The following is a 24,953-nucleotide window of genomic DNA, read 5'->3' as shown; positions in this document are numbered from 1 at the left end:
ATTGCTGAACCGGTGGAGGTGGTCGCGTGCCAGACCGACAACCCACCCCGATCGGCGCCCTGGTGAACGCCGGGATCGCGTCGTCGGCACCGTCCGGCCAAAAACAGCTCGCGGTGCACGCCGTGCACGCGGTGGTCGACGGAGAGGGAGCCGGTCAGGCGCCCGTGGTGTTGCCTTGGGGAAGACGCAAGGTCCTGCTGCTCAACGCCACGTTCGAACCGCTCACCGCGCTGCCGTTGCGGCGCGCGGTGGTTCTCGTGGTGTGCGGGAAGGCCGAGGTGGTGCACGGCGACCCCGCCGGGGCTGTCGTCCACTCCTCGACGTCCGAGGTGGTCGTGCCGTCGGTGATCCGGCTGGCGAACTACGTGCGGGTGCCCTACCGCGGTCGGGTCCCGCTGACCCGTGCCGGGTTGATGCACCGCGACCGGTACCGCTGCGCGTACTGCGGCGGGCGCGCCGAGACGATCGACCACGTCGTGCCGCGCAGCCGGGGTGGCCCCCACTCGTGGACGAACTGCGTGGCCTGTTGCGCCAAGTGCAACCACCGCAAGGCCGACAAGCTCCTCTCGGAGCTGGGCTGGCGTCTGCGCGTGGTGCCCAACGCTCCCCGCGGGCCGCACTGGCGGCTGCTGGCCGGCGTCACCGAAGCCGACCCGCTGTGGCTGCCCTACTTGGGCGAACCCGCGGCCTAGTCGTGGTCTAGCAGTGCTGTAGCCGGCTCCCGCTCACGCTGCCAGGGTGAAGTCCTCGCGGCGCGCCGTGATGCGCACCGAGTCGGACGCGGTGATGCGCACGGAGTCGGACGCGGTGATGCGCACGGAGTCGGACGCCGTGATGCGGACGGAGTCGGAGGCGGTGATCCGGACCGAGTCGGACGCGGTGATGCGGACGGAGTCCGAGGCGGTGATCCGGACCGAGTCGGATGCCGTGATGCGCACGGAGTCGCAGGCCGTGATGCGGACCGAGTCGTCCATCGCGGCCGTGATCCGGACGGAGTCATCACACGTAATCCGGACGGAGTCCCGGCAGGTGATGCGCACCGAGTCCGAGAGTGCGGCAGAGCGCTGAACGTCGGTAACGCTCTGCTCCGATTGGGTGTACGACGAACGAGTGATGGCGGCGACCAGAGCGCGGTTCACGGTGTACATGTCGTGTCCTCCGAGACTCATCGGGCGGGAATTAGTATCCGGAATCGGATGCGCAAGACCCGTACAGGTGAAAAGCTAGAAGCCGAGTGGGTTCAGTACAAGACGCCAAACCGGCCGCCATTCGCCTCCGTCCGGGCGAAGGCCATCCGGGTGTACGGACTGCGACGATCGAGAGCTGGATCTAGTGCATCCGGCGCCGATGGACACCCTCGGTGACGTCGTTCCTGGTCGAGCGTCGTCTAGATCACACGGTGGAAGCCGTGATCACGGCCCTGTCGCCGCACCCGCGTTCACAGACGGAACGGTCGTCGGACGGCGCCGCGCGCCCCGCCCGACCCACACCAGTGCGGAAAACGGGTGCCCTCGCCCCGACGTGACCAGGGCGATCGGTTACCGTAACCGCCGTGACCATCGTGGAGACCGTGCTCGTCTTCGCGCTGATCCCGCTGGCCATCTACGGCGTGATCACGCTACTGACGCTGAGGCCGAAGGCCACCCGCATTCAGCGGTACCGGCCCGGCCAGGAGTGGAACTACGCCCCCGTCTGGTGGAGTGCCAACCCCGCCGGCCTGACGACCGGCGTGCACCAGCCCGCCGAGATCCCGGTCGAGGGCCGTACCGCCAAGGGAGGTGCTCGTGGCAACTGGTGAGCTGACGAGGGCTGAGGTGGACCCGTCGACCCTGGAGGTCGGTGCGGTCGTCACCAACAGCGGTCGGGTGTCCGCCGCGAAGATGTACGAGCCGCACGCGCCGAGCCTGCCGTTCACGCCGGCGCAGCTGGCGAGGCTGGACGAGGCGCTGACGCTGGCCAGCCGCACCACCGGGCTGGACTTCAGCGTGTACCTGGGCGAACTCGGCCCCGACGCCCGAGCGAAGGCCGAGGAGCTGCACGCGAGCACCTCGCGCCCGACGCACCACGTGCTGGTCGCGGTGTCGCCCGGTGAGCGCGTGGTCGAGGTGGTGACGGGCGAGGAGTCCCACCGCCGGCTCGCCGACCGCGGCGCGAAGCTCGCCGTCATGAGCATGGTCGCGTCCTTCAAGGAAGGCGACCTCGCCGGCGGCCTGGTGAGCGGCCTGCGGATGCTGACCGACCAGGCGGGCCAAGCCCCCAGGCACTGACGCACCGAAGCCCGACGAAGTGAAGGCCCCGGCGGATCAAGCCGGGGCCTTTGCTGTCACCAGGTCTTGAGCGCCTGGACGAACGCCCTCAGCCGGGCCGGGTTGACACCCAGCGCTACCTCGGGGTTCTTGCTGTCCCGCACCGCACCCAGGTGGTTCGCCACCTCGACGCAGTCGCCGCCTTCGCTCCTGCTGGACTTCTTCCACCGCACAGTCATGCGACTCCCGTCGTCCTGTCCACCTCCCGTGCGATGAACTCGAAGGACTGTTCCGGGCTCATCGCGACCTCCAACAACTGTGGCACGCACCCTTCGAAGCCGGCTACCGTCTCGGGCTCCTGCACGAACACGGCGCTGACCGGGTTCTCCAGGTGCACGAACGAGGTGCCGTCGCACTTGATCAGCTGGAAGGAGCCGCCGAGTCCCCGATGCCAGCCGGTGGCGGTGGGCACGATCCGGAGATCCACGTTCTCGTGCGCGCTCATCATCAGGAGGTGGTCGAACTGCTCGGCCATGACCTCCGGGCCGCCGAGCTTCTGGCTCAACACGCTCTCGCCGATGAGAGCGGTGTAGCGGACCGGTTTGCGGCGCGTGAGGATGTCGCGTCGTCCCATCCGGACCGCGACGCGGGTGGCGATCTCCTCGTCGGGGATGCGGGCGGACTCCATGATCGTGCGGGTGTAGGAGCTGACCTGGAGCAGGCCGGGGATGATCAGTGGCGACCAGCTCACCACCTCGCGGGCCATCTGCTCGACCTCGACCAGCGCGGCGATCTGCGTGCGTCGTTCGGGCAGTTCGATCACTTCCAGGGGCGATCCAGTGGTGTCCTCGGCCAGCTCGATGATTTCCTCGCGTTCACGTCCGGTGACGTCCAGGGCGTCGAGGATCACGATTACCTCAGCCCGTGTCGGCGTTCGAAGTCCGCTTTCGTTGCGTGAAAGCAACGAATGGGCGACGCCAATCTTCTCCGCCAGTGCACGTTGACTGAGTTTCTTGGCCTCTCGGACGTTGCGCAGGCGCGCGCCAAGGGTGATGGATTTCGAGGTATTGCGCTTCATGGAATGAAGCTTAAGGCGGGACCAGTGGTCCAGTCTCTCGCTCGAAAAGGGTATTGACCGACTGTTCCGCGCCGGACAGGCTGTTGCGCACCAGAGCTACCGACCGGTCCGCACGCTGGTCGGACATGCGCAGCGGGTGGTGGAGCGCGCGAGAACTGCGCAGCGCCCACCACCCGTTGCGTCTTCGCAACAAAGGGGAACCAGGGGAGTCATGGAGTCCGAAGAAAGGCCGCCTGCCCGGCTGAGCACTGCCCGCAGTCGGGAATTGGGGGAGGAATTGCGCCGGGTCCGGCACCGGGCCCGGATGTCGTCGGGTTTCGTCGCCGAGGCCCTGGGCTGGTCGTTGGGGAAACTGTCGAAGCTCGAAACGGGCAGTCGCGGCACGAGCCCGTGGGAAATCGGCACGCTGCTCGGCCGTTGTGGCGCGGACAAACCCACCCGCGACCGCATCCTGGCCATCGCCAGTGAAGCCGATACCGGCAGCTTCCTGCGCCTGCACGACCCGTCGTCGGACACCCTCACGGCGCTGTCCGTGCACGAGAACGTGGCGCGCACCGTCACCACCTACGAGCCGCTGACGATCCCGAGCCTGGCGCAGACCGAGGACTACGCCTACGCGTTGACCAGGGACCGTGCCGTCACCCAGGCCCGCATAGGTCGCCAGGACGTGGTGCGCAGGCCAGGCGGCCCGGAGACCGTGCTCTACATCCACGAGGCCGCGTTGCGGATGGTCGTCGGCGACCCGAAGGTCATGCGCGACCAACTGCTGCGCCTGACGTTGATGTGCGGTTGGTCGCGGGTCAGTCCTCGCGTCATCCCGATGAGCGCGCCGTCGCACGCGGCCCTGCGCCACCCGGCGACCCTGCTGACCTTCCCCGCACCCACCAAGCCGCTGGCCTACACCGAGACCGACACCGCCACCGTCTTCCACGACGACCCGAACGCCGTCACCGCGTACCAGACCAAGATGCGGCACCTGGAACGCCTGGTCCTGACACCCGCCCAGTCACGCGACCTGTTCGCCCGCTGGGCCGACGCCTACGACCGCGACGGCCGCTGACGGTCAGCGCAGTTCGAGCTTCCGGAAGAACTCCGACAGCTCCCACGGCGAGTCGGTGACGAGGTTCGCGCCGGCCGACGTGGCGTCATCGGTCATCGTCCGAGCCGTGCGCCCGGCCGAATAGACAGCGACCGGCACCGCGGGATCCAACACCCGCACCGCGTCGACCAGTTGCAATCCGGCGTCGGGCACCTCGGCCCCGTTCTCGTACCGCCCCATGTCCGTGACCACCGCCCGGTACCGGCCGCGTTCGAACTGGGTCAACCCCTCCTGCGTGGAGCGCGCGAGATCGACCCGGACGCCGCTGGCGCGCAGTTGGGCGATCTCCAGCACGTTGTTCTCCGGGTGGTCGTCCACCCACAAGACCGCGAAGGGCGTGACCTGCTGTTCGGTCGTGACGACAACCGTTTCGTCAGGCGCACCCAGTTGTTCGCGCAACTCGCCGAGCTGCTTCTGGAGGTCGGCGATGGCCTCGCTCTGGACCTCGCTGAGCTTGCCCAAGGAGACGGTCTGCCCGCCTATCTCCAACGTGACCTCGCGCTTGGCGGCGGACTTGATCACCTCGCGCAGTTGAGAGCGGAACCCGAACAACAGGAACAGCACCACCAGCGGCCACAAGAGGGTCGCGATGGCGTTGATCATCTCGGCCATTCAGCGGAGGCTAGCCACGCCCGCCACCGCCCACCCCCGGAACCGCCACCCGTTCACCTGGCCGGCTCAATGCCTCACGACAGGTCGAAAACGAAACGGGGCGACGCTTGCAGCGCCACCCCGTTCACGTCATGCAACTCAAGACCGGTCGAACTCCTGGGCCGCCAGAGCACGCACGATGCCCGCACGGCCCTCCGACACCAACCGCCGCAGGGCCGGCGGCCGGTCCTCGGCCAGCCACTGGTCCGCCGCCGTCACCGTCTCCTTCGAGATCGACCACGACGGGAACAGGCCGATGACGACCGACTGCGCCCGCTCGCTCGACCGCCGGTCCCACACGTTGGCGACGTCGGCGAAGTACCGCTCCACGAACGGCTGCAACAGCGCCTTCTGCCCGGGGTGCTGGATGCCGGCGATAATGGCCTCCGTCACCGCGTTCGGCAGCTCGTCGGCGTTCACCGCCCGGTCCCACGCCTCGGTCTTGGCCTCGAAGGTGGGCCGCAGCGCCCGTGCCGACTCGGCCTTGCGGCGGCCGGTCGCGGTCGGGTCGCGTTCCTCCTCGGCGTTGATCTCCTCCAGCGACGCGGCGCCGTGCGCGACCAGTGCGTGCAGCAGCCGCCACCGCAGGTCGGTGTCGACGTCCAGGCCTTCGAGCACGTCCGTGCCGTCCAACCAACCCCGCAGCAGCCCCAGCGTCTCCTCGTCCAGCACCGAACCGGCCAACGCGTTCACGAACGCCAACTGGTGGTCCGAACCGGGCTCGGCCGCACGCGCCAGCTCCAGCGTCCGCGTGGTGAACCGCCGCCAGCCCTCGTCGCGCCACGCCGCGTCCGCGTACGACGACAGCGCCGTCTGCGCCTGCAGCAGCAGCCGCTGCACCACGCCGACCTCGGTCTCCGAGTGCAGCCCGCCGAGCACCAGGTTCACGAAGTCGCGGGCCTTCAGCTCCGCCTCACGCGTCATCTCCCACGCCGCCGACCAGCACAGCGTGCGCGGCAGCGGTTCGGCGATGTCGGCGATGTGGTCGATCAGCGACGCCAGCGAATCGGCGTCCAACCGCATCGTGCAGTAGGTGAGGTCGTCGTCGTTGACCAGCACGAGCTTGCCGCGCGACACCCCGACCAGCTCCGGCACGTCGGTGCGCTCGCCCGACACGTCCAGCTCCACCCGGTGCGTGCGCACGAGCTTGCCGTTCTCGTCCGAGTCGTACACGCCGATCGCCAACCGGTGCGTCCGCAGTTCGCCCGCACCCGGCCGCGCCCCGCCCTGCAACACGGCGAAGTCGGTGAACCGGCCCTCCGCGTCGACCGAGAACTTGGGCCGCAGCAGGTTCAGGCCGGTGGTCTCCAGCCACTGCGCGCTCCACCACGACAGGTCGCGGCCGGACGCCTCCTCCAGCGCGCCGAGCAGGTCGGCCAGCGTCGCGTTGCCCCAGGCGTGCTTGCCGAAGTACACCCGCAGGCCGGCCAGGAAGTTCTCCAGACCGACGTACGCCACCAGCTGCTTGAGGACGCTGGCGCCCTTGGCGTAGGTGATGCCGTCGAAGTTGACCTCGACCGCCTGGAGGTCCGGGATGTCCGAGGCCACCGGGTGCGTGGACGGCAGCTGGTCCTGCCGGTACGCCCACGACTTCTCGATCTTGGCGAACGTCGTCCACGCCTGCCGGTACTCGGTCGCCTCGGCCTGCGCCAGCACCGACGCCCAGGTGGCGAACGACTCGTTCAGCCACAGGTCGTCCCACCAGCGCATGGTTACCAGGTCGCCGAACCACATGTGCGCCATCTCGTGCAGCACGGTCTCGGCGCGGCGCTCGTACATGTAGCGGGTGACGCGGCTGCGGAAGACGTAGTCCTCCAGGAACGTGACGCAGCCCGCGTTCTCCATCGCGCCCGCGTTGAACTCGGGCACGAAGCACTGGTCGTACTTGCCGAACGCGTACTTCACCCCGAACGCGCGGTGGAAGAAGCCGAAACCCTGCTTGGTCTCGGTGAACAGCCGCTCGGAGTCCATGTGCGGGGCCAGCGAGGCGCGGCAGTAGATGCCCAGCGGGATCGTGGTGTCGCCCTCGGTGAACTCGTCGCGCCACTCCGCGTACGGGCCGGCGACGAGCGCGACCAGGTAGGTCGACATGGGCTTGGTGGTGGCGAAGACGTGCCTGTCCGCGCCGCCGACGCCGTCCACAGTGGACTCGATCGCCGAGTTGGAGACGACCTTCCAGTGGTGCGGCGCGGTCACCGTCAGGTCGTAGACGGCCTTGAGGTCCGGCTGGTCGAAGCAGGCGAACATGCGCTTGGCGTCGGCCGTCTCGAACTGCGAGTACAGGTAGACCTCGCCGTCGACGGGGTCGACGAACCGGTGCAGGCCCTCGCCGGTGTTCATGTACCGGCAGTCGGCCTCGATGGTCAGCTCGTTGACCTCGGCCAGGTCGGGCAGGTGGACGCCGTCTTCCTCGCGGTACTCGGAGACGTCCAGCTCGTGTCCGTTGAGCACGGCGCGGTGGACATTGGCGGCCACGATGTCGACCCACGAGGACGCGCCGGGCGTCAGGCTGCGGAAGGCAACCGTCGTGGTGGAGCGGAACGTGTCCGAGCTGGGCTTGCCGCCACCGTCGGTCAGGTCCAACTCGATCCGGTAGGAATCGACTTCCAGCAGCGCAGCCCGCTGCTGCGCTTGGTCGCGGGTGAGGTTGGGTGCCGCCACAGGTCACCTCGTCTGCCGGCGCCACGGGACCTTGGCGCTGACGTCGTCGGAATGGGAATTGGGTGTCGAGTCGGTGAACACGACAGTCGCATCCAATCACGTGGGACGCCGGGAAGTGGACTGGCGTCCGAGGGAAGACTCCGTGCGGTCGGCTGGTTGTGCACGATGGGGCGCCGAGTCCGGCGAAACCGCACACGAACAGCCACGGAGGGAACACCGCATGTCGACAGAGGGACGCACGAAGGTCGACTTCTACTTCGACCCGATCTGCCCGTTCGCGTGGATCTCGTCCCGGTGGATCCTCGAGGTGGAGAAGGAACGGGAGCTCGACCTGAACTTCCGCGTCATGAGCCTCTCGGTGCTCAACGAGGGGCGGGACCTCCCGGACGAGTACCGCGACCTGCTCGATCGGGGCTGGGGTCCGGTCCGCGTCGCGATCGCGGCGGCCAAGCTCAAGGGCGACGACATCCTGCGCGACCTCTACACCGCGATGGGCACCCGGATCCACAACGGGGGCAACAAGGACTACGACGAGGTCGTCAAGGAGGCCTTGGAAGAGCTGGGCCTGCCCCTCGAACTGGCCGAGGCCGCCCGCACCGACGAGCACGACGCCGACCTGCGCGCCAGCCACCACCGCGGCATGGACCCGGTGGGCATGGACGTCGGCACGCCCACGATCCACATCGACGGCGTGGCGTTCTTCGGTCCCGTGCTCACCTCGATCCCTCGTGGCGAGGACGCGGTGAAGATCTTCGACGGTGCGCGTGCGTTGGCGAGCTACCCGGACTTCTTCGAGCTCAAGCGCACCCGGACGGGGGGTCTGGACTTCTCCTGACGCCGCCGGTGTGACACTCTTGGGCAGGTTTCGTCTTTGAGTGTCACACCGTTCTCGGGGAGTCCGCAGTGATCGAGGTCGTCAACCCGACTACCGAAGAGGTCATCGGCACGGTCCGCGCCGGCACGCCCGGTGACGTCGACGCGGCCGTGACCAGGGCCGTTGCCGCGTTCCCGGCGTGGTCGGCGACGCCTGTGGACACCCGGCTGGCCCTGGTCCGCCGGGTCGCCGACGCGCTCGCGGCGCGGACCGACGAGCTGGCCGCGACCATGACCGCCGAGATGGGTTCGCCCATCACGTTCGCGACCCGGGTCCAGGTGCCGAACCCGGTCGGGATCTCGCGCGGCGTGGCCGACGTGCTCGCGGGCGGGTACTTCGACGGTGAGGAGATCGGGAACTCGCTGGTGCTGCGCGAGCCGATCGGTGTGGTCGCCGCCATCACCCCGTGGAACTTCCCGCTCCAGCAGATGGTCGCCAAGGTCGTGCCCGCTCTCGCGGCGGGCAACGTGGTGGTGCTCAAACCGAGCGAGCTGGCGCCGATGACGGCCGATCTGTTGGCGTCCGTTCTTCGTTCCGCCTTGGCTGACGCCGGTGCGCCCGACGGGGTGTTCTCCGTCGTCCACGGCACGGGTCCGGTGGTGGGTGAGGCTCTGGCAGTTCACCCGATGGTGGACATGGTGTCGTTCACCGGGTCGACGCGGGCCGGTCGGCGGGTCGCCGCGCTGGCCGCCGAGACGGTGAAGCGGGTGGCGTTGGAGCTGGGCGGCAAGTCCGCGAACGTCGTGCTGGACGACGCCGACCTGACGCGGGCGGTGAAGATCGGTGTGGCGAACGCGTTCATGAACAACGGCCAGGCGTGCAGCGCGTGGACCAGGCTCCTGGTGCCCGCTTCCCGCCACGACGAGGCGCTGGAGATCGCCGCAGCCGCCGCGTCAAAATACGAGCCGGGCGACCCCGCTCTGCCCACCACCCGCATCGGCCCCGCCGTGTCGGCAGCCCAACGTGACCGCGTGGTCGCCTACATCCAACGCGGCATCGCCGAGGGCGCAAAGCTGGCCATCGGCGGCCCCGAGCGCCCCACGGACCGCGGTTTCCACGTGGCCCCGACCGTCTTCGGCAACGTGCACCCGGACATGACCATCGCCCAAGAGGAAATCTTCGGCCCAGTCCTGTCCGTCCTGCCGTACACCGACGAGAACGACGCCGTCCGCATCGCGAACTCCACCATCTACGGCCTGGGCGGCGCGGTCTTCTCCGCCGACGCCTCCCGCGCCCTCACCGTGGCCAAACGCCTGCGGACCGGCCAGGTGGACATCAACGGCGCCGCCTTCAACACCAGTGCCCCCTTCGGCGGCTACCGCCAATCCGGCACCGGCCGAGAGTTCGGCCGCCACGGCCTGGACGAGTTCACCGAACTGAAGTCCATCCAACGCTAACCCGAGAGTCGAACGCCCAGGTGCCGAGAGTCGAACCTCCAGGACCCCCGAATTCAACGCTCAGGTGGGTTCGGTGGTGTCCTGAATGTAGAACTCAGGGCACCTGAACGTTCGACACGCACGACCTGAGCGTTCGACTCTCGGCACTTGAGGGTTCGACTCTCGCGGGGTCAGGCGCGTAGGACGCCGTTGGTCAGGCGGGGGACGGCGGTGCTGACGTTCACCTCGGAGGCCAGGGCCACGTCGCCCGCGTGGCCGGCGGCGATGAGCTCGCGGCCGGACACGCAGCCCGCCAGCACGTCCTCCACCGACGCCCGCGCGTACATCTCCGCCGCCAACGCCGCCTCCACCGAAGCCGACCCGTACCCGAGCAACGACGCCATCACCGCGCCCGCGCCGAGCAGGTCCTCGACGGCGGGGCGCAAAGGGCCGACTTCGCCGGTGTTCGTGAAGGCGTTCACGCCCCACCGCTCACCGCCCGGCACCACGCCGATAGGCCCATCGTCCGCCAACGACCGGGCCGCCAACGCGACCGCACGCGCGTTCCGCAAACACCCCGCCAACACGATCGCCCCCGTCGACTCGGCCAACGAGCACAACGTCGCACCGTTCGGCGAAGGCAACTCCAACTCCGTCCCCGCGGGCACCGACACCAGCGACGACGGCCGCAACGACCACGACGGGTCCGCCGGCCGAGCCGCCCGCTCCCGGTCCGCCCAGCGCACCGGCCGCACCGAACCACCTCGTCCGACCACGATGTCCACCGATGTCGAGAACGACAGCACGTCCACGATCACGATCACCGCGCACTGACCCCCGAGCGCGACAACCCCCTCGGGACCCCACTCCAGCCGCAGCCGGTAACCCTCTTGTCCGAACACTCGGCCCAGGATGGCAGACTTGCTGACGTGCGCGTTTACCTGGGATCCGACCACGCGGGCTTCGAGCTGAAGACCCACCTCGTCAAGCACCTGACCGACGCCGGCCACGACGTGATCGACGTCGGCCCCGCGGTGTACGACGCGGAGGACGACTACCCACCGTTCTGCATCGAGGCGGCCCGCCGCGTCGTCGCGGACGAGGGCAGCCTGGGCATCGTCATCGGTGGCTCCGGCAACGGCGAGCAGATCGCCGCGAACAAGGTGCCCGGCGCCCGTTGCGCGCTGGCCTACAACGTGGAGACGGCGAAGCTCGCCCGCGAGCACAACGACGCCCAGCTGATCGGCGTCGGCGGCCGGATGCACACCACCGAGGAGGCCTTCGCGATCGTGGAGGCGTTCCTGTCCACCTCGTTCTCCGGTCAGGAGCGGCACGCCCGCCGCATCGCCATCCTCAGCGAGTACGAGCGCACCGGCGAGGCTCCGGCCCTGCCCTGATGCCCGAAGGTCACACGCTCCACCGCCTGGCGAAGCTGCACCAACGCCGTTACGCGGGCTCGACGGTCCGGGTGTCGAGCCCGCAGGGCAAGTTCTCCGCGTCCCTTGTGGACGGTCGGCTGTTCGAGCGCGCCGAGGCGCACGGCAAGCACCTGTTCCACGTCTACGGCCCGGACGCGACCGTGCACGTCCACCTCGGCCTCTACGGCACGTTCACCGAATCACCGCACCCGGTGACCGAACCGGTCGGCCAGGTGCGGATGCGCCTCGCAGGCCCGACCCACTGGACGGACCTGCGCGGCCCGAACCGGTGCGAGGTCCTCACCGACGTCGAGGTCACCGCCCTGCGCGCCCGCCTCGGCCCGGACCCGCTGCGCCGTGACGCGAAACCGGACCTGGTGTACGCGCGTGTCGCCCGTTCCCGCCAGTCCATCGCCGTGCTGCTGATGGACCAGACCGTGCTCGCGGGCGTCGGCAACGTCTACCGCGCCGAGGTGCTGTTCCGGCACGGCATCCACCCGCTCGTGCCCGGCAACAAGATCGACCGGGCGCTGTGGGACGACCTGTGGCTCGACCTGACCCTGCTGATGCGCGCCGGCGTGAAGATCGGCCGCATCGACACCGTGCGGCCGGAACACCTGCCCGAGGTCACCGGCCGCGCACCGCGCCAGGACCGGCACGGCGGCGAGGTCTACGTCTACCGCCGCACCGGTCAACCGTGCCTGGTCTGCGGCACACCCGTGGCCGCCGCCGGACTGGCCGGCCGCAACCTCTACTGGTGCCCCACCTGCCAACCCGCCTGATCAGGCGGGGTCGTCAGAACCCGCCGAAGTCGCCGAAGTCGCCGCCACCGAAGTCGCCGCCACCGAAGTCGCCGCCACCGGCATCGCCGCCGTCACCGCCCGCGTCACCGCCGTCGCCACCGTCACCGCCGTCGGAGCCGGTGTCCTCGGCCGCAACGGCTGCCGGCACACCGACCATGCCCGAGAACATCGCGCTGAACAGCAGCATCGAGCCGAAGCCCCACGCGCCGGCCACCAGAGCGGGCTTCCACCACGGCTCCGAGTACCAGCCCTGCGGCACCGGCCTGCCCGCGACCACGCCACCGGGGTAGTAGTGCGGCGTGCCCGAACTCGGCTGCGGCGAGGCGACGTAGCGGCGACCCTCCACCGTGACGTCACGCTCTTCCATCACCTTGCCCGCACGGCTCTGACCAGTGAGGTCGGGCAGCTCGGGACCCGGGTCCAAGCCCATCGCGGTGCGCGCGGCCCGCACGTAGTACAGGCCTTCCATCGCGGTCTGCGTGACCAGGCGGCACTGCTCCACCGTGCGGGCCTGCTCCATCTGCGACCCGGCCGCGGTGAACCGCTCGGACGCGTCCGCCAGCGCCTGCTGCGAGGCGACGTCCGAGCCGGTCAGGTTCATCACCTGGCCGCCCAACCGTTCCACCCACCGACGCGCGTCGGCCTGGGCGTCCTCCAACTCGCGTCGGCGCTTGTCGGCGGCGGACCTGGCGAAGTACCAGCCCACGCCCACGACCAGAACCAGCAGCACGAGCAACACGATCGCGGTGGTCATCGACCCTCCCGGTGCCTGTTGTCCGGAAAACGCCGCCCGACCGGCGGAGGTTCCCGAAACGGTCAGAACACCTCCGGGCAGTGAGGGTCCCGGTCACCCGAAAAGGCGTGTGACAAGGCGTTCACGACACCCTCTGTGACCTCACGCACCCGCTGAGCACGCGCCATGGACGTCAGCCTCGTCCCACCGAGGTACGCCGCGCCCAACGCCTGCACGTCCAGCACCACGTCCGCGTCGTCGTCCACCCGCTGCACGGTCGCCTCGCCGTCCTTCACGGTGAACCGCCACCGGCCCGCGTTCCACGGGCAGAACTCGTCCGACACCTCCAGCACCGCGTCCACGTCCGAGGCGTAACGGCGCTGGGTGAGCGCGCGGTCGACGTCCACGACGCGCACCCACAGCGAGTCCGACCGGCTGCGCAACGCGAGCCGCGGGTCTTCCAGCAGGTGGACGACCGGGTCGTCGGAGGCGGTGAAGAACTTCAGCTCCCCCACCATGTCGACGTCGAGCAGGTACCGGTAGATCGCCGCGTAGGCCTCGTCGGTCCGCGCCGCGATCTCTTTCACGTGCAGCTCGTTGCGCGGTCCGCGCTCCTGCCAGTCCGCCTTGACCCGGTAGACCGCGTAACCCTGCGGGTGCAGCACGTACCGGAAGGCGGTGAGCCCTTCACGGTCGCGTTCGGTGTCGGCGAACTGGTGGTTCCAGTTGCCGTCGACCCGGCTCAGCCACCCCGTGCGGCTCGGCCGGATCGCCTCGTACACGGCCTTCATGACGGGCATGGCCTCGTCCCGCGACACCTCGCGCACCCGCTCGCCACCCACCGACACGCCGGGCCGGAACTTCGCACCGCTCGGCACCTCGAGCCGGGCGAACTCCGCCGCGAGTCCGTACCCGAACCGCGGGTAGATCGCCGCCTCCGACGCCCACAACGCGGCCACCGCCTCACGGCCCTCCTCGTGCAGGCCGTGCAACTGCGCCCGCATCACGCGCGTGAGCACGCCGCGCCGGCGATGGCCCGGTTTCACACCTACCGAGGTCACCGCAGCCACCGGCCGGGGACCTGCGCCGGGCACCGTGATCTCGCGGCTCTGGATGCCCCCGCCGCCGATCAGCTCGTCACCGTCGAACACGCCGTGGTGGCGTTCCGGCTCGAAGATGTCACGCCAGCGTTCGAGCTGGTCCTCGACGCTGTCGAAGAGGAACGCCGAGTTGACGACCCGCTGGAACTCCGGCAGATCGTCCGCGGTGAGGGTGCGGAGGGTGAGCGCCATGGCACGTTCATACGCCGGTCGTCCGTTTCGCGCGATCCAATTCAGGGGTCGCATCCGGGTGGTCGATTCCGCGATGCTGCGCCGGCGCGTGACGCGGTGGATCACCCGTGGTGCCCGGCCGGCGGACTGGACGTGCTCGCCGGGTGACGCGGACATGGTCGACTGGTACCGGATCGGCGCGGCCTCGCTGATCGCCGTGCTGGACCCGGCGCGTGCCGCCTCACCTGCGGCGACGTGGTGTCCGTGGGACCACACGCTGGGGTTCTGGCTGCGGCGGATGGCGCACGAGACGGCCGTGCACCGGGTCGACGCACAGGCCGCGATCGGCTCGGCGGCGCCGTTGGAGACCGGGTTGGCGGCCAACGGCATCGACGAGGTGCTGACGCTGTGGCTGGGCTGCCACCAGCCGCCCGGTGCCCACACGTCGGGGCGGGCGGTGTCGTTGCGGGTGCCCGGCCGGGAGTGGACCGTGGCGCTGCACGAGGGGGTCGTGGACTACTGCCCGGAGGCCGACCCGGCGGCCGTGGTCAGTGGGTCGTCGTCGGCGGTGGACCTGTGGTTGTGGGGGCGGGCGGGGGAGGAGCAGCTGTCCGTGGAGGGTGACGTCGCGGTCGTGCGCTCGCTGCGTGCCGCCGTCGCGGCCGTAACCGGTTGATTCCCTGCTGTTGCTCAGAGGTGTGCGGGGTGCCGCACACTGTGCGCGTGACGAAGCTGCGCCTGGCCCTGAGAGGCATGCTGACCTGCACCATCGGCTTCCTCATGGTGGTGGTGGCGATGCGGTTGGGCGAGGCTCTGTGGCGCGCGATGACGTCCTACGGCAGGTAGTCGGCCAGGTTCGCGGGTAGGCCGTGACCGCCGGGGGTCACGACGATCCGGGCGTTCGGGAGTTCCTTCGCTCGGGCGACGAGCTTGCGCGAGTCCTGGGCCCGACTGCGTTCGCCCACGATCACCACCGTCTTCGCTTCGATCGTTCTCCTGATCCGGCGGGGCAGAGGCAGGCCGGAGCGCCAGTGCGTGAGGCCGATGACCGCCGCGTCGGACGGCTCCTCACCGTTCGAGATCCACCGCAGGTAGCGGCGCCAGGCGCGTTCGGAATGGCTGAGCTTGGCCAGGACGGCGTAGAAGATGGCACGGAACCGGTAGGGCGCGAACGTGCCCGCGGCGGGCTCCACCAGCACCGATTCGGTCACCGGGTGCAGCGCGGCGATCCAGGCGCCGTACGAGATGCCGACCAGGAGCGGATCTGCGAGGCCGAGCCTGTCGAGCACCTCGGCCAACCACGCGTTCATGTCCTTCAACGGCGCAGTCTGCACGCTGCCGCCGGCGTCACCGAGGATGTCGACGGCGAACACCGGCCGTTCGATCGCTTTGACGGTGTCCGCCCACATCGCGGACGTCACACCGGCGCCGTGCAGCAGGACGACCGGCTTGCCCGTGCCGGGGCGGTGGTGGACGCGGGTCGTGCCCCACGTCGTCGGCACGTCCAGCGTTTCGTGCGGCGGCCACGCCTCCATCGCCCGGCCAAGCGCCTCGCCGAACCTCTCCCGCGCCGCTCGGTCGGTGAACCTACCGGTCATGGTCGTAGCCCGTGACGAGGCAGAACTCGTTGCCGGCGGGGTCGAGGAGGACTTGGAAGCTGCCCTGTTCGTCGGTTTGGATGCCGCCCTGCGGCGCGGCGCCGAGTTCCGTCGCTCTTCTGGTGGCCACTGCGACATCTTCGACCTCGATGTCCAGGTGCAGCCGGTTCTTGACCGCTTTCGGTTCGGGGACGGGCTGGAAGGAGATGCGCGGCCAGCCGGGTGGCGAGACGTGCGCCCACCCGTGCGCCCGGTCGACGGGCTCACCACCGAGCAGTGCCGCCCAGAAGCGCACGAGGCGTGAGGGTTCGAGGCAATCCACCACGATCTGGTTCAGGTGCATGGCTCCATCATGCGGTGGCCTAGGCCCCCTTCGGCGCGTCGAGCCGGACGTTGTGGATCACCGTTGGCCAGTGGGCGGGGAAGAGCACGGCGGCCCGCACCCTGGCCGTCCAATATGGACTGACCGCGCACCACCACGACTACCACGACGCCCGCGGACACCTGGCCCGCCGGATCGCGAACGACGGCTCACAAGACGCCGAGGCCGTAGCGGACGACGTAGCGACCCACTTCAACCTGACCACCTGAACGGCAGCCCTCAGCAACCAGCCGCCGTCCCCGGGCTCGCGACGGGGCCTGCAGAAGCAAAATGACCGTCCACAGGGGACGGTACGTAGCGACTACCAGCAGGAAGAGCTTGGAGCGGGTGACGGGAATCGAACCCGCATGACCAGCTTGGAAGGTCTGGCAGCGATCAAGCCCTTGACCAGCTAACCCTCTGACCTGCGCCTTAGCCGCCATCCTGACCGCCCGTGCCCCTGATTGACCGCTGTTGACCCTGAGATGGGGCACGCCAGGGGCACGGGCGGCGGTGACATGCCTGGCGCGATGTTGAGCTTGTGGTGGGATGGTCTGACTCAGACGTCGTAGTACTGCCAGCGGTCGGCAACTACCTGCGGTTCGCCCTACCGCACCATGTCTGACCTGCTTGTTTCCTCTCGACGTTCACTATCGTTGACCAACGCTGATCCACGTCCGACGGCCTGGAGACGGCCTGATCATCCTGTTACACGCAAGGACACGGCGCGGGCTCATGAGTGGTGCCTGCGTCGGCCGATGCCCGTCCCCGTTCGAGGCGTAGTGCTGAAGCCGGATGATCTCCTGGCTGACATGGCGGTCAAGCTGTCGATGCGGCAGATTGCTACGTCTAGTACTAAAATCTGATCTCAGATAAAACGTTGATTGATATTGCAATACTGGGAGGCGTGTGTGACGTCCCGGTCAAGCGACGAGCATGGATCACAAAAGCCGAAGAATGTCTCCGTCGACCATGAAAACGGTCAAAGAGTAGTCCGATTTCGGCACCTGACTACGGATCGGGGAGAAGTAGTGATAGAACAGCGCTTCCCTGATGCTTTGAGTCACCTGTACGTCGATCAGGGGATTAATCAGAAAGTTCCATTGTATAGCGGGCGCTTCCAGTTGAATGAGGGTAGCGGCCCGGGGGACTTCGATGGGGAAATCTGTTTCAACTGGCTTCCTTCTGCGCGTACCGAGGCTTCAGGTGAGGCGGAGATAAGTTTCGAGTCTCTGTCCGAAATTTTCCCCGCAGATGATGATTCGCACTGGTCGGAGACACCGACGGCGTCATTTGCAGGTCTGGATGCTGTAGTAAAGCCCCCTGGTGAATGTCGATTCCGATGGTCGAAAGCTGATCGTACACACTACATTAACGAGAGGTTGGGTGATCAGTACATTGGTGATGAGGCTGCCCCTGTGGATAGGGTAACGTTCTTTGTTCCTAATGGGTGGGCTCAGTCCTCCGGGGCAATCAACATCTGTGATCCGAATGAGCCGTGGGTATGGTGGCGAGGGCGGTTGGAGATTGATCTCGACGACTGGATCATAAATATCGATCTGCTTCGCGATATGCGGTGGAGGGAAAATTGGGCGGAATTGAGGCGTAGTGGCGGGTCCAGGTTTACGCATGTGGGCGAGTTGCGGAGAAAAGATGGCTCCGATTTCGCTTACGCCGATATCGTTGATTTGCTGCATCAGTTGGGCTTGTCGATGAGTCTCACACTTGGTCGTTGGGTCCGGCCTCTTCTTCCTGTCGGCTGGAGTGGGGACAATCCGAGATGGTCATCGTGGCGAGTCCAGCCGATAGACCGAATGATATCGGTTCATACGTGGAGTGACTCCACGGAATTTCCGGCTCAGCTCTCGGAGGTGACTCGCCGTGTAGTCGAGTTTTGCAAGGATGCACACCAGGCGGAAGTCCTCCAATATGCCGTAGCTTATTACGTGAGTATCAATGTCAACACTAGCGCAGAACTGACTACAGCTATCCCTATTTCTGCGCTTCAGATGCTTGCTTACGATCTATTTGTTGAGCAGCGGAGGACGTACACTAGGTCGAAGTGGGAGAACTTGCCGCGGACCGAAGAGGAGATCCGCCTACTCCTTGACGACTGTGGTATCGATCTGAATATTCCTGATCACATGCCTTACCTCAAGACTGTCTCGGATGTTCTTGGTCCAACACCGGAAGGTCATTCGAGGGATGCGCTCCGGTGTATTGTTGACATGCGTAACCTGGTGATTCACCCTAAGCGGGATAAGCCGATCAAATGGCAATTCGAGCAATGGGTGGAAGCTTCAATTATTGCATGTCACTATCTTGAGCTTGCAATACTGCGCGTTATCGGCTTTGCGGGCAAGGCTCGTTCGCCACTGCGCCCTTCTGTTGCTGCCGGAGCGGTATATCCAGTCCCGTGGATTTAGCGACTCTCGTTCATGTCATGCCTGAACCGTCGAAGAGCTACCCGGTGTAGCCCTTGTGCTTAGTGCTTGAGGTTGATCGACCCGCTTCATCGAAGTCACAATCCAATACCGATGGCAAGGCGGCGGAGCCGTCGCGGCAGCCGATCGCCGCGCCCAGTGCTGTCAGCCGTGTGACCGCGCGATCGTCCCGACCGTGGTGGCTGGAAGTGGCTTGGCGGCAGCTCGCATCTGTGTGGCGCGCCGCTCTCCCGGCCACGTGCACCGACGCTGCGCGCGGCCGACGGGCGGAGCGGAGCGGGAGCCCGGCGTGCCGCGATGCGGGGAGTCGGTGCAAACGTGAGGCGGGACTGGCCGCGCGTCGCCGCAGGCGGCGCGCCTTGATCCCATAGAGCCGAATTCGGCAATGGTGTCACTCTACTAGCAACGGACGTTCCGCAGCGTTCTACAGCCCAAGCGTCTCAGCTTCAGAGGGCGGTGTGGTTCCGATAGGCGTGTAGATGAAGGTGAGTGAGGTGGAACTGCGCACCAAGATCGTGAGGTCGTAGAACGATCCTACGGTGATGGTGGTGCGTGACTGTGTGAGCATTGAAAGCCGGGGTAGTGCATCCTTTTGGAATGCCTCGACTGCATCGCTAGAAAGCGTGTTAAGTGATGCGCCGATGCCGCTCAACAAGCGAGCGGGTGTCTGAACCGAGCCGCCACTGCCGGTTACGTGGGCGGTAACGGCGCGTGTCTTGCTGAACGCGCTGCTTTCCGGTAGTAGATAAATTTTCGTGTTAGACGTTGCTCGGCCGCCGAACACTCCTTCCTTAACGATCGTTGTGGGGAGAGGTGAGGAGTCATCCGTGAGAATCGGTAGTTGAAGATTGATCTGAGTGATCACGTCATTTATCGATGAGTCGAATGGCTCGGCCCGTGAGTATGTGGTAGGTGTTGTCGTCTTCGGTGACTCACTAGTGGCGGACGTGCTTGATGTCTGTGTCGAGGTGGTGGCTCCACTCCCGCAGCCCATCGCCGTCGCTGTCAGAATAAAAAAAGAGCAGAGTAAGAGTCGCTGCAACATCAGTTCCGCCTGTGCATCGTGTCGGGCCGGTTGCGTCTCGTATCGGCGGCTGTGCGACGAGCGTTAGCATGAGACTGACAGCGTGTCTGGTTCGGTGCTGACTATGGTGTGAGCATGGTGGCATGGGCTTTTGAGCTGGCAGAACACCTTCTACGGGAACCGCTGCCGCGCCGATGGGTGCATGTTCAGGGAGTGGCTGATCGTGCACGCTCTGTTTCGGTGCTGTTCTCCACAGACGATGCCACGCTCCTGGTGGAGGCAGCGGTGCTGCATGACATCGGCTACTCTCCGGCCTTGGCGTTGACTGGATTCCACCCGCTGGATGGAGCGCGATACCTACGTGAAGCCACTTCGCCGGAGAGGCTTTGTGCGCTAGTTGCGCACCACTCCTGTTCGTACCTTGAAGCGAGACTTCGTGGGCTATCGAAAGAGCTGGATGAATGGGGTGATGAAGAAACTTCGTTGCGTGACGCGCTCTGGTGGGCAGATATGACTACGACGCCTGATGGTGAACGAACGAACATCAACGACCGGATTGAGGAGATCCAGAATCGGTACGGTCCGACGGACCTTGTAACGGCTTTCATCGCGGAGGCGAAGCCAGAACTGACGGCTGCTGTGGAGCGGACTGAGGAGCGGTTGCGGGCGGCTGGGTTGGCTCACTTGGCGAAGTAGGGCGTGGTCCGCGGTTCGAAGCCATGTTGGATCCGTAGGCGGATCGACGGGTGGATGTTGAGCGCCGCCAGGTCTTCGCGGGCCACCCAGTGGACCTCGCTGGACTCGTTGCTTGTGTGCAGCTCGCCTCCGATGAGTCGAGCGCGGAAGCAGATGGAGAACTCCTGGCGGACTTCGCCGTCTGTGTAGGAGATGACGTGGGCCGGGTCGGAGTAGACGCCGATGATGTCGGTGGGGTCTACGTCGATGCCGGTCTCTTCCTTGACCTCGCGGATGACGGTGTGGCCGATCGTCTCGCCTACGTCTTGGGCTCCACCGGGGATGGAGTAGAGGTCGTTGTCGGTGCGGCGGATCATGAGTAGGCGGCCCTGGTCGTCTTGGACGAACGCGGTCACCGCGACGACGATGTTGGTCGCCTTGGGGGCGTTCGGGTCGTTGTAGTGATCGGTGCGCGCCATGTCTTCCTGCCTACCACTTGGGTGGCTTGGCGTCGTCCCAGACGCCCTGGAAGCTCTCGGCGTAGGTCTCGAAGAGGTCCCCTCCGGAGAGGCGGCGCAGGTGGAGGACCGGGGCGTGGGCTGCCATGAAGCCGTGGACGTGAGTGTTGACCAGCATCTCGTCGTCGAAGCGGTAGATCGAGTTGTACAGCGTGGTCTTGTGGCAGCGGATCTCGGCGTGGCCGCTGTCGGCCAGGGGCTTGAAGATCGCGAGAGAGTTGCGGACCTTGGCGGCCAGAGTGCCCTTGCCGATGCCTTCTTCCTCGCTGCGGCGGGCCACCTCGCGGCTGGTCGGGTCGCCCAGGAGTAGGCGGATCTTGACACCTGCCTCGGCCTTCTGGCGGAAGGTCTTGATCAGGTTCGGGTTGTCGGTGAGGAACATGCCAGAGTAGATCAGGATCGAGATGTTCAGGCGGGCCTGGTCGACCAGGTGCGTCCACTGCTCCTGGGGGACGGAGTGGCGGTGCGGGTAGACCTGCACGACCTCCGACTGGGTGATCTCCTTCTTGGCGTCCGGGGCGAGTGCGTTGGGCCAGAGGTAGGTCTCGGCCTCCCTGACCATGGCCGCGATGGTTCGGCGGTGGCGGGGGTACGGGGTCCGGTCGAGGTTGATCCAGCGTTCGACCGTCTTGGGGTCTACGCCGGTGGCTTTGGACACCTGGTTGAGGTCGAAACCGTTGCGCAGCAACGAGTCTCGTAGGCGTTGGTTCGGCATGACTCCCCCTGTGGAACGAGTTGGGACGTCTTCAATATAGCAAGGACGTCTGTAGATGTCCGGCCATGCGGTGCTGACGTCCCGCATTTCTGCCGAGAGTGGTTGGTGTCAAGGTGCCGGACATGGGGTCCGGCCGACGCTGACGACAGGAGATCGGCTGTGGCGATCACGGGTGGGAGCAGGCTCCCCACGTCGCACGACTTCGTGTTCCCGCGTGGTGCGCTGGTGATGGGTGTGGAGCCGGTGTTGAGGTTCCAGTCCGCCGAGGAACGGGCGAAGGGGTTGCCGGTCCAGCAGGAGACGGACAAGGAGTCCGGGCTGCTGGTGTGGTCGGTCCTGGTGATCGACCAGGCGGCGGAGCGCAAGACGGATGCTGCGGTGACGGTGAAGATCGCTGCTCCTCACCAGCCGGTTCCACCGGAGGCGATTCCGGGGACTGATGTCCGGCCGGTGGTGTTCGAAGGGCTGACGGTGACGCCGTGGATTGACGACAAGGCGTGTCGGGGGAGTCACGGCGGTGAGCGGCACCGGTGCCGGGCGAAGCTCGGGTACAGCTTGCGCGCGTCCGGTATGAAGCCGGTCGTCGTCAAGGCCACCTCCAAGGCCGCGTGACCCCGGTGGCGGACATGGTGCGTCTTCATGTGACCGCTGACCTGCCGATTCGGGTCGAGCCGCTGGCGTTCGCGGGGAGAGTGGAGTTCCGGCTGGGCAACGCTTTTCCCGCCGTGCTGGTCGTGGACCGCGATGCGCTGCCGCGTCTGGCGCAGGCGGTTGCCGAGGGGCAAGCCGCGTTGGGCACCGTGTCTGGGTCTGGGGGTGAGTGATGGCTCAGCCGAAGAAGGCTGACCCGTGGGAGTACGCGCGGGCGGCGACGACGCTGAAGCAGGCGCATGAAGTCGTCGGGAAGTTGATGCCTGCGCCGGATGCGTCACCGCAGGTGCGGCGGGAGTTCTACCTGCGGTCGGCAGAGGTGTACGCGCGGGTGGCGGAGGTTGATCGGGGTCATCACCACGAGGCGCTGTATTGGGCAAAGCGTGAGCGTGCCAAGGCTGAGGGGGTTGAGTCGGATGAGCGTTGATCAGGCTGTGGAGCGGGATCGTCGTCGGTCCGGCGGTGTCGATGGTGGTCTGGCCCGTGTGGTGCGGGACGGGTTGCCGTTGGAGCGGTTGTCCGATGCCGGGTACACGCCGCTGATGTTCGAGGCGGTGATGCGTCAACTGGTCGGCTACCCGGACAAGGAGTGGTCGTTGCGGTCGTTGGCGCGGTCGGCTCTGGTGCCGTACTCGGCGCTGCGCAACGTCTGCCGTGACCTTGTCGAGTTGGGGCATGTGATCGTGCGGGTGGGACCGCAGGCCGGTGCGGGTCGGCCGGCGCACTTGCACCGGCTGTCGTCGGAAGGGCTTGCCTACTGGGGTGGTCCGGTGGTGGCGCACGACTGGTTGCGTGACGCGGACTCGTGGCGTGATCCCCGGCTGACGCCGGTGATGGGGTCGCGCCTGTCGCCGGAGGATCGGACGCGGGGCGAGGTGGTGGGCTACTCGTTTCCGGTGTTGTACCGGGTGGCGGACGCGCTGGTGCTGGTGCCGTCGCGGGAGTGGAGCGTCACGGACCTGGTGACGGCGGCGGGGGCGGATGCGGAGATGGTGCGTCTGGCCTGTCTGGACCTGGTCGCGGCCGGACATGCCATGGCCCACGAGTGGCGGGAGGACGGCGGACAGGGGCGTGCGGAGACGCGGTTCAAGATCTCCCTCGCCGGTCTGGTGGCCTGGCTGCCCTGGATGCCCGATCCGCTCGACTACTAGCCGGTGGTGTGGGCGGGCATCGGATGCGGCGGTGTCCGCCCACATCGCGGTAGTGACATCTGAAGTCGATCACTGACCTGTCGGTGGTGGTCGCCGGTGAACGGACCTCAAGTCTTGGCGGGCCTGGAGCTGTTCACCGACGACGCACCGACCGGAACTGTCGCGCGCTTTTGTTGACACACAAGGGATTCCGGTCATGTCAAGGCTATCGGTACGTGGGGGCCGTGCGTCAAGTCGGCGTGGTGCTCCGTCGGTGTGGAAGTTGTCCAACGGTCGCCCCTGTGGGGAGTGCAGGCGGTTCGGTGTGTATGCCCCGAACCAGCTCGTGTGCTGCTCCTGCCTGGGTTGGCTGCCGCTGATTTTCGCCCCCGTGGGGCGTGCGCGATGAGCGGCGGGAAGTGGGTTGATCCGGCTCCGTTCGAGGGTGTCCGGCCTCGGGTGCCGTGGTGGGTGCTGGTTCCGGGCAAGGCGAAGTGGCTGGCTGCACTGGTCGCTCTGGTGTGGCTGGCGGTGGTCGGCGTCGTGCGCCTGGTGCTCGTCGTCGTGCGGTATCCGGTGGTCACGGTGGTGCCGGTGTCGGCGGCCTGGTGTTGGTGGCGGTTCGGGCTCTCGCCCCTGGTCCTGGCGCTGTTGTCGCTGGTCGCGGCGCTGGCGATCTGGGCGGGCCTGGATCGACGGTCGTTCCTGCGGCACGGCTGGTACCGGTTGGTGACCGAGTGGCGGCGGGCGACGGTGTACGTGCCCCGGTGGCGGTCGGTGATGCGGCTGTCGGACCTGGCCAAGCGGGACCGGGGCCGTGAGTACCGGCCGAGGCTGCGGCGGGTCCGGTCGGAGGGCTGGCGGGATCGGGTCCGGGTGCGGATGGTGCCTGCCCAGTCACCGGAGGCGTGGGAGTTGCGGCGGGACGGCCTGGCGCACTCGTTCGGCGCTCGCTCGTGTCGGGTGCGGGTGCTGCGGCCTCGGGTGATCGAGCTGGACTTGATCCACCGTGACCCGCTGGCGCGTCCTCTGCCGGTGCCCGTGCTGGCGGACTCGGCCGAGGTGGACCTCAAGCGGGTGGTCGTCGGCCGGACAGAGACCGGCAAGCCGTGGCGGCTGCGCCTGCTCGGGTCTCAGGTGCTCGTGGTTGGCGTGCCCGGTGCCGGTAAGGGCTCGGTGTTGTGGTCGATCGTCTGGCAGCTCGCTCCGGCCGTCCGTGCGGGTCTGGTGCGGCTGGTGGGGATCGACCCGAAGGGCGGGATGGAACTCGGGCAGTGCCCGGACGCCTTCGACCGGGTCGTGTACGACAACGGGTCGGAAGCCGTTGCCCTGCTTGAAGAAATCGCCGCAGAGGTCAAGGAACGCGCCACCCGGTACCGGGGTATTCGACGGCTGTGGGCGCGGTCGACCGGGGAGCCGTTCACGGTTCTGGTGGTCGATGAGCTGGCGGACCTGATCGCCTACCAGCCGGACAAGCAGCTCCGCGAACGGGCAGCGCGGGCTACTGACCTTTTCAGTTCAGGGTGACGTCATGGTGGCGTAGTGATCAATCCGGTTTGTGCGATGAACCCGTCGAGCAGGTCGGGGCGGTACTGCATCCGTTTGAGGCGGTTGCGGACCACCGCCG

At 67.2% G+C, this 24,953-nt stretch carries 31 protein-coding genes; 18 read left to right on the top strand and 13 right to left on the bottom strand.

The features are described from left to right. The first annotated feature begins 26 nt into the window (after nt 1–26). Nucleotides 27–692 (top strand): HNH endonuclease, encoded by a 666-nt coding sequence (locus tag FM051_RS21805; RefSeq protein WP_238412559.1) that lies wholly within the window; start codon nt 27–29, stop codon nt 690–692. Nucleotides 693–725: 33 nt separating this feature from the next. Here the strand turns inward: FM051_RS21805 and FM051_RS21800 are convergent, their stop codons facing one another. Beyond that, on the bottom strand, nt 726–974 hold the full coding sequence (locus FM051_RS21800) for a hypothetical protein (RefSeq protein ID WP_158846271.1): 249 nt from the start codon (nt 972–974) through the stop codon (nt 726–728). Between the two features lie 578 nt (nt 975–1,552). Between FM051_RS21800 and ctaJ the strand changes: the two genes are divergently transcribed. Both ctaJ and FM051_RS21790 read left to right on the top strand, forming a co-directional pair. After that, nucleotides 1,553–1,798: an aa3-type cytochrome oxidase subunit CtaJ gene (ctaJ, locus tag FM051_RS21795; protein ID WP_158846269.1), complete on the top strand. Its 246-nt coding sequence runs from the start codon at nt 1,553–1,555 to the stop codon at nt 1,796–1,798. Beyond that, on the top strand, nt 1,785–2,267 hold the full coding sequence (locus FM051_RS21790) for a DUF5130 family protein (protein WP_158846267.1): 483 nt from the start codon (nt 1,785–1,787) through the stop codon (nt 2,265–2,267). Before ctaJ ends, FM051_RS21790 begins: the two co-directional genes overlap by 14 nt. Nucleotides 2,268–2,323: 56 nt before the next feature. Here FM051_RS21790 and FM051_RS21785 read toward each other — a convergent pair whose 3' ends face one another. Both FM051_RS21785 and FM051_RS21780 read right to left on the bottom strand, forming a co-directional pair. Continuing rightward, nucleotides 2,324–2,485, bottom strand: a complete 162-nt coding sequence (locus FM051_RS21785) for a DUF397 domain-containing protein (RefSeq protein WP_158846265.1) — start codon at nt 2,483–2,485, stop codon at nt 2,324–2,326. Beyond that, nucleotides 2,482–3,324: a helix-turn-helix domain-containing protein gene (locus FM051_RS21780; RefSeq protein WP_158846262.1), complete on the bottom strand. Its 843-nt coding sequence runs from the start codon at nt 3,322–3,324 to the stop codon at nt 2,482–2,484. The genes FM051_RS21785 and FM051_RS21780 overlap by 4 nt, the downstream gene beginning before the upstream one ends. A 211-nt stretch (nt 3,325–3,535) precedes the next feature. Between FM051_RS21780 and FM051_RS21775 the strand changes: the two genes are divergently transcribed. Continuing rightward, entirely contained in the window at nt 3,536–4,384 is an 849-nt protein-coding gene (locus FM051_RS21775) for a helix-turn-helix domain-containing protein (protein WP_158846260.1), read from the top strand. A gap of 3 nt (nt 4,385–4,387) precedes the next feature. On the opposite strand, the gene FM051_RS21770 is transcribed toward FM051_RS21775, so the two are convergent. Both FM051_RS21770 and pepN read right to left on the bottom strand, forming a co-directional pair. Continuing rightward, a complete protein-coding gene (locus tag FM051_RS21770; protein ID WP_158846258.1) occupies nt 4,388–5,035 on the bottom strand; it encodes a response regulator in 648 nt (215 codons plus the stop codon). Between the two features lie 138 nt (nt 5,036–5,173). Further along, on the bottom strand, nt 5,174–7,735 hold the full coding sequence (gene pepN / locus FM051_RS21765) for an aminopeptidase N (protein ID WP_158846256.1): 2,562 nt from the start codon (nt 7,733–7,735) through the stop codon (nt 5,174–5,176). A gap of 220 nt (nt 7,736–7,955) precedes the next feature. On the opposite strand from pepN, the gene FM051_RS21760 reads away from it, so the two are divergent. Continuing rightward, the gene (locus FM051_RS21760; RefSeq protein ID WP_158846254.1) at nt 7,956–8,570 is read left to right on the top strand and encodes a DsbA family protein; all 615 of its coding nucleotides are present in this window, start codon (nt 7,956–7,958) and stop codon (nt 8,568–8,570) included. A gap of 68 nt (nt 8,571–8,638) precedes the next feature. Continuing rightward, nucleotides 8,639–10,006, top strand: a complete 1,368-nt coding sequence (locus FM051_RS21755) for an aldehyde dehydrogenase family protein (RefSeq protein ID WP_158846252.1) — start codon at nt 8,639–8,641, stop codon at nt 10,004–10,006. Between the two features lie 170 nt (nt 10,007–10,176). Here the strand turns inward: FM051_RS21755 and FM051_RS21750 are convergent, their stop codons facing one another. Beyond that, complete coding sequence (locus tag FM051_RS21750; protein WP_238412558.1) at nt 10,177–10,887, bottom strand: 2-phosphosulfolactate phosphatase; 711 nt, start codon at nt 10,885–10,887, stop codon at nt 10,177–10,179. 27 nt (nt 10,888–10,914) lie between these two features. Between FM051_RS21750 and FM051_RS21745 the strand changes: the two genes are divergently transcribed. Together FM051_RS21745 and FM051_RS21740 are read left to right on the top strand one after the other, a co-directional pair. Next, nucleotides 10,915–11,382, top strand: a complete 468-nt coding sequence (locus FM051_RS21745; protein ID WP_158846250.1) for a ribose-5-phosphate isomerase — start codon at nt 10,915–10,917, stop codon at nt 11,380–11,382. Then, nucleotides 11,382–12,185: an Fpg/Nei family DNA glycosylase gene (locus FM051_RS21740; RefSeq protein ID WP_158846248.1), complete on the top strand. Its 804-nt coding sequence runs from the start codon at nt 11,382–11,384 to the stop codon at nt 12,183–12,185. Before FM051_RS21745 ends, FM051_RS21740 begins: the two co-directional genes overlap by 1 nt. Nucleotides 12,186–12,198: 13 nt before the next feature. Here the strand turns inward: FM051_RS21740 and FM051_RS21735 are convergent, their stop codons facing one another. Together FM051_RS21735 and FM051_RS21730 are read right to left on the bottom strand one after the other, a co-directional pair. Then, entirely contained in the window at nt 12,199–12,960 is a 762-nt protein-coding gene (locus FM051_RS21735; protein ID WP_158846246.1) for a hypothetical protein, read from the bottom strand. Between the two features lie 62 nt (nt 12,961–13,022). Beyond that, on the bottom strand, nt 13,023–14,231 hold the full coding sequence (locus FM051_RS21730; RefSeq protein WP_158846244.1) for a GNAT family N-acetyltransferase: 1,209 nt from the start codon (nt 14,229–14,231) through the stop codon (nt 13,023–13,025). A gap of 58 nt (nt 14,232–14,289) precedes the next feature. Between FM051_RS21730 and FM051_RS21725 the strand changes: the two genes are divergently transcribed. Both FM051_RS21725 and FM051_RS53230 read left to right on the top strand, forming a co-directional pair. Further along, nucleotides 14,290–14,886 (top strand): maleylpyruvate isomerase family mycothiol-dependent enzyme, encoded by a 597-nt coding sequence (locus tag FM051_RS21725; protein WP_158846242.1) that lies wholly within the window; start codon nt 14,290–14,292, stop codon nt 14,884–14,886. A 47-nt stretch (nt 14,887–14,933) separates the two neighbouring features. Continuing rightward, nucleotides 14,934–15,056 carry a hypothetical protein gene (locus tag FM051_RS53230; protein ID WP_274383658.1) on the top strand — a complete coding sequence of 41 codons (123 nt, stop codon included), beginning with the start codon at nt 14,934–14,936 and terminating at the stop codon, nt 15,054–15,056. Here the strand turns inward: FM051_RS53230 and FM051_RS21720 are convergent. Together FM051_RS21720 and FM051_RS21715 are read right to left on the bottom strand one after the other, a co-directional pair. Beyond that, a complete protein-coding gene (locus tag FM051_RS21720) occupies nt 15,044–15,808 on the bottom strand; it encodes an alpha/beta fold hydrolase (RefSeq protein ID WP_158846240.1) in 765 nt (254 codons plus the stop codon). The genes FM051_RS53230 and FM051_RS21720 overlap by 13 nt on opposite strands. Continuing rightward, the gene (locus tag FM051_RS21715; protein WP_158846238.1) at nt 15,798–16,151 is read right to left on the bottom strand and encodes a VOC family protein; all 354 of its coding nucleotides are present in this window, start codon (nt 16,149–16,151) and stop codon (nt 15,798–15,800) included. The genes FM051_RS21720 and FM051_RS21715 overlap by 11 nt, the downstream gene beginning before the upstream one ends. 50 nt (nt 16,152–16,201) lie before the next feature. On the opposite strand from FM051_RS21715, the gene FM051_RS21710 reads away from it, so the two are divergent. Further along, nucleotides 16,202–16,399, top strand: a complete 198-nt coding sequence (locus FM051_RS21710; protein WP_158846236.1) for a hypothetical protein — start codon at nt 16,202–16,204, stop codon at nt 16,397–16,399. A gap of 801 nt (nt 16,400–17,200) precedes the next feature. Continuing rightward, entirely contained in the window at nt 17,201–18,595 is a 1,395-nt protein-coding gene (locus tag FM051_RS21705) for a YopA family protein (RefSeq protein ID WP_158846234.1), read from the top strand. Nucleotides 18,596–19,037: 442 nt separating this feature from the next. Here the strand turns inward: FM051_RS21705 and FM051_RS21700 are convergent, their stop codons facing one another. After that, on the bottom strand, nt 19,038–19,478 hold the full coding sequence (locus FM051_RS21700) for a hypothetical protein (RefSeq protein ID WP_158846232.1): 441 nt from the start codon (nt 19,476–19,478) through the stop codon (nt 19,038–19,040). 294 nt (nt 19,479–19,772) lie between these two features. On the opposite strand from FM051_RS21700, the gene FM051_RS21695 reads away from it, so the two are divergent. Then, nucleotides 19,773–20,333, top strand: a complete 561-nt coding sequence (locus tag FM051_RS21695; protein WP_158846230.1) for an HD domain-containing protein — start codon at nt 19,773–19,775, stop codon at nt 20,331–20,333. On the opposite strand, the gene FM051_RS21690 is transcribed toward FM051_RS21695, so the two are convergent. Beyond that, nucleotides 20,318–20,791: an NUDIX hydrolase gene (locus tag FM051_RS21690; RefSeq protein ID WP_158846228.1), complete on the bottom strand. Its 474-nt coding sequence runs from the start codon at nt 20,789–20,791 to the stop codon at nt 20,318–20,320. The genes FM051_RS21695 and FM051_RS21690 overlap by 16 nt on opposite strands. A gap of 10 nt (nt 20,792–20,801) precedes the next feature. After that, nucleotides 20,802–21,545: a DUF5919 domain-containing protein gene (locus FM051_RS21685; RefSeq protein ID WP_158846226.1), complete on the bottom strand. Its 744-nt coding sequence runs from the start codon at nt 21,543–21,545 to the stop codon at nt 20,802–20,804. Between the two features lie 159 nt (nt 21,546–21,704). On the opposite strand from FM051_RS21685, the gene FM051_RS53225 reads away from it, so the two are divergent. From FM051_RS53225 to FM051_RS21660, 5 genes are all read left to right on the top strand, one after another. Next, entirely contained in the window at nt 21,705–22,157 is a 453-nt protein-coding gene (locus FM051_RS53225; protein WP_202918958.1) for a hypothetical protein, read from the top strand. Nucleotides 22,158–22,186: 29 nt separating this feature from the next. Continuing rightward, nucleotides 22,187–22,369 (top strand): hypothetical protein, encoded by a 183-nt coding sequence (locus tag FM051_RS21675; RefSeq protein ID WP_238412556.1) that lies wholly within the window; start codon nt 22,187–22,189, stop codon nt 22,367–22,369. Continuing rightward, nucleotides 22,369–22,623, top strand: coding sequence for an AMED_5909 family protein (locus FM051_RS21670; protein ID WP_158846222.1), 255 nt, complete (start codon nt 22,369–22,371; stop codon nt 22,621–22,623). Before FM051_RS21675 ends, FM051_RS21670 begins: the two co-directional genes overlap by 1 nt. Continuing rightward, nucleotides 22,613–23,347, top strand: a complete 735-nt coding sequence (locus FM051_RS21665) for a hypothetical protein (protein ID WP_158846220.1) — start codon at nt 22,613–22,615, stop codon at nt 23,345–23,347. The genes FM051_RS21670 and FM051_RS21665 overlap by 11 nt, the downstream gene beginning before the upstream one ends. Before the next feature lie 384 nt (nt 23,348–23,731). Next, nucleotides 23,732–24,853 carry an FtsK/SpoIIIE domain-containing protein gene (locus tag FM051_RS21660; RefSeq protein WP_238412555.1) on the top strand — a complete coding sequence of 374 codons (1,122 nt, stop codon included), beginning with the start codon at nt 23,732–23,734 and terminating at the stop codon, nt 24,851–24,853. Nucleotides 24,854–24,953: the final 100 nt, after the last annotated feature.

Source organism: Saccharothrix deserti (assembly GCF_009769385.1).
GTDB lineage: Bacteria > Actinomycetota > Actinomycetes > Mycobacteriales > Pseudonocardiaceae > Actinosynnema > Actinosynnema deserti.
The sequence above is the reverse complement of the archived record's forward strand: the minus strand, read 5'-3'. Positions and strand labels throughout refer to the sequence as shown.

Bases quoted from the DNA above. Each gene is read 5' to 3' on its own strand.
- FM051_RS21800 (WP_158846271.1), bottom strand. From the start codon at position 974: ATGGACGACTCGGTCCGCATCACGGCCTGCGACTCCGTGCGCATCACG.
- FM051_RS21785 (WP_158846265.1), bottom strand. From the start codon at position 2,485: ATGACTGTGCGGTGGAAGAAGTCCAGCAGGAGCGAAGGCGGCGACTGC.
- FM051_RS21780 (WP_158846262.1), bottom strand. From the start codon at position 3,324: ATGAAGCGCAATACCTCGAAATCCATCACCCTTGGCGCGCGCCTGCGC.
- FM051_RS21775 (WP_158846260.1), top strand. From the start codon at position 3,536: ATGGAGTCCGAAGAAAGGCCGCCTGCCCGGCTGAGCACTGCCCGCAGT.
- FM051_RS21770 (WP_158846258.1), bottom strand. From the start codon at position 5,035: ATGGCCGAGATGATCAACGCCATCGCGACCCTCTTGTGGCCGCTGGTG.
- FM051_RS21760 (WP_158846254.1), top strand. From the start codon at position 7,956: ATGTCGACAGAGGGACGCACGAAGGTCGACTTCTACTTCGACCCGATC.
- FM051_RS21740 (WP_158846248.1), top strand. From the start codon at position 11,382: ATGCCCGAAGGTCACACGCTCCACCGCCTGGCGAAGCTGCACCAACGC.
- FM051_RS21735 (WP_158846246.1), bottom strand. From the start codon at position 12,960: ATGACCACCGCGATCGTGTTGCTCGTGCTGCTGGTTCTGGTCGTGGGC.
- FM051_RS21730 (WP_158846244.1), bottom strand. From the start codon at position 14,231: ATGGCGCTCACCCTCCGCACCCTCACCGCGGACGATCTGCCGGAGTTC.
- FM051_RS21720 (WP_158846240.1), bottom strand. From the start codon at position 15,808: ATGACCGGTAGGTTCACCGACCGAGCGGCGCGGGAGAGGTTCGGCGAG.
- FM051_RS21715 (WP_158846238.1), bottom strand. From the start codon at position 16,151: ATGCACCTGAACCAGATCGTGGTGGATTGCCTCGAACCCTCACGCCTC.
- FM051_RS21695 (WP_158846230.1), top strand. From the start codon at position 19,773: ATGGTGGCATGGGCTTTTGAGCTGGCAGAACACCTTCTACGGGAACCG.
- FM051_RS21690 (WP_158846228.1), bottom strand. From the start codon at position 20,791: ATGGCGCGCACCGATCACTACAACGACCCGAACGCCCCCAAGGCGACC.
- FM051_RS21685 (WP_158846226.1), bottom strand. From the start codon at position 21,545: ATGCCGAACCAACGCCTACGAGACTCGTTGCTGCGCAACGGTTTCGAC.
- FM051_RS21670 (WP_158846222.1), top strand. From the start codon at position 22,369: ATGGCTCAGCCGAAGAAGGCTGACCCGTGGGAGTACGCGCGGGCGGCG.
- FM051_RS21665 (WP_158846220.1), top strand. From the start codon at position 22,613: ATGAGCGTTGATCAGGCTGTGGAGCGGGATCGTCGTCGGTCCGGCGGT.
- FM051_RS21660 (WP_238412555.1), top strand. From the start codon at position 23,732: ATGAGCGGCGGGAAGTGGGTTGATCCGGCTCCGTTCGAGGGTGTCCGG.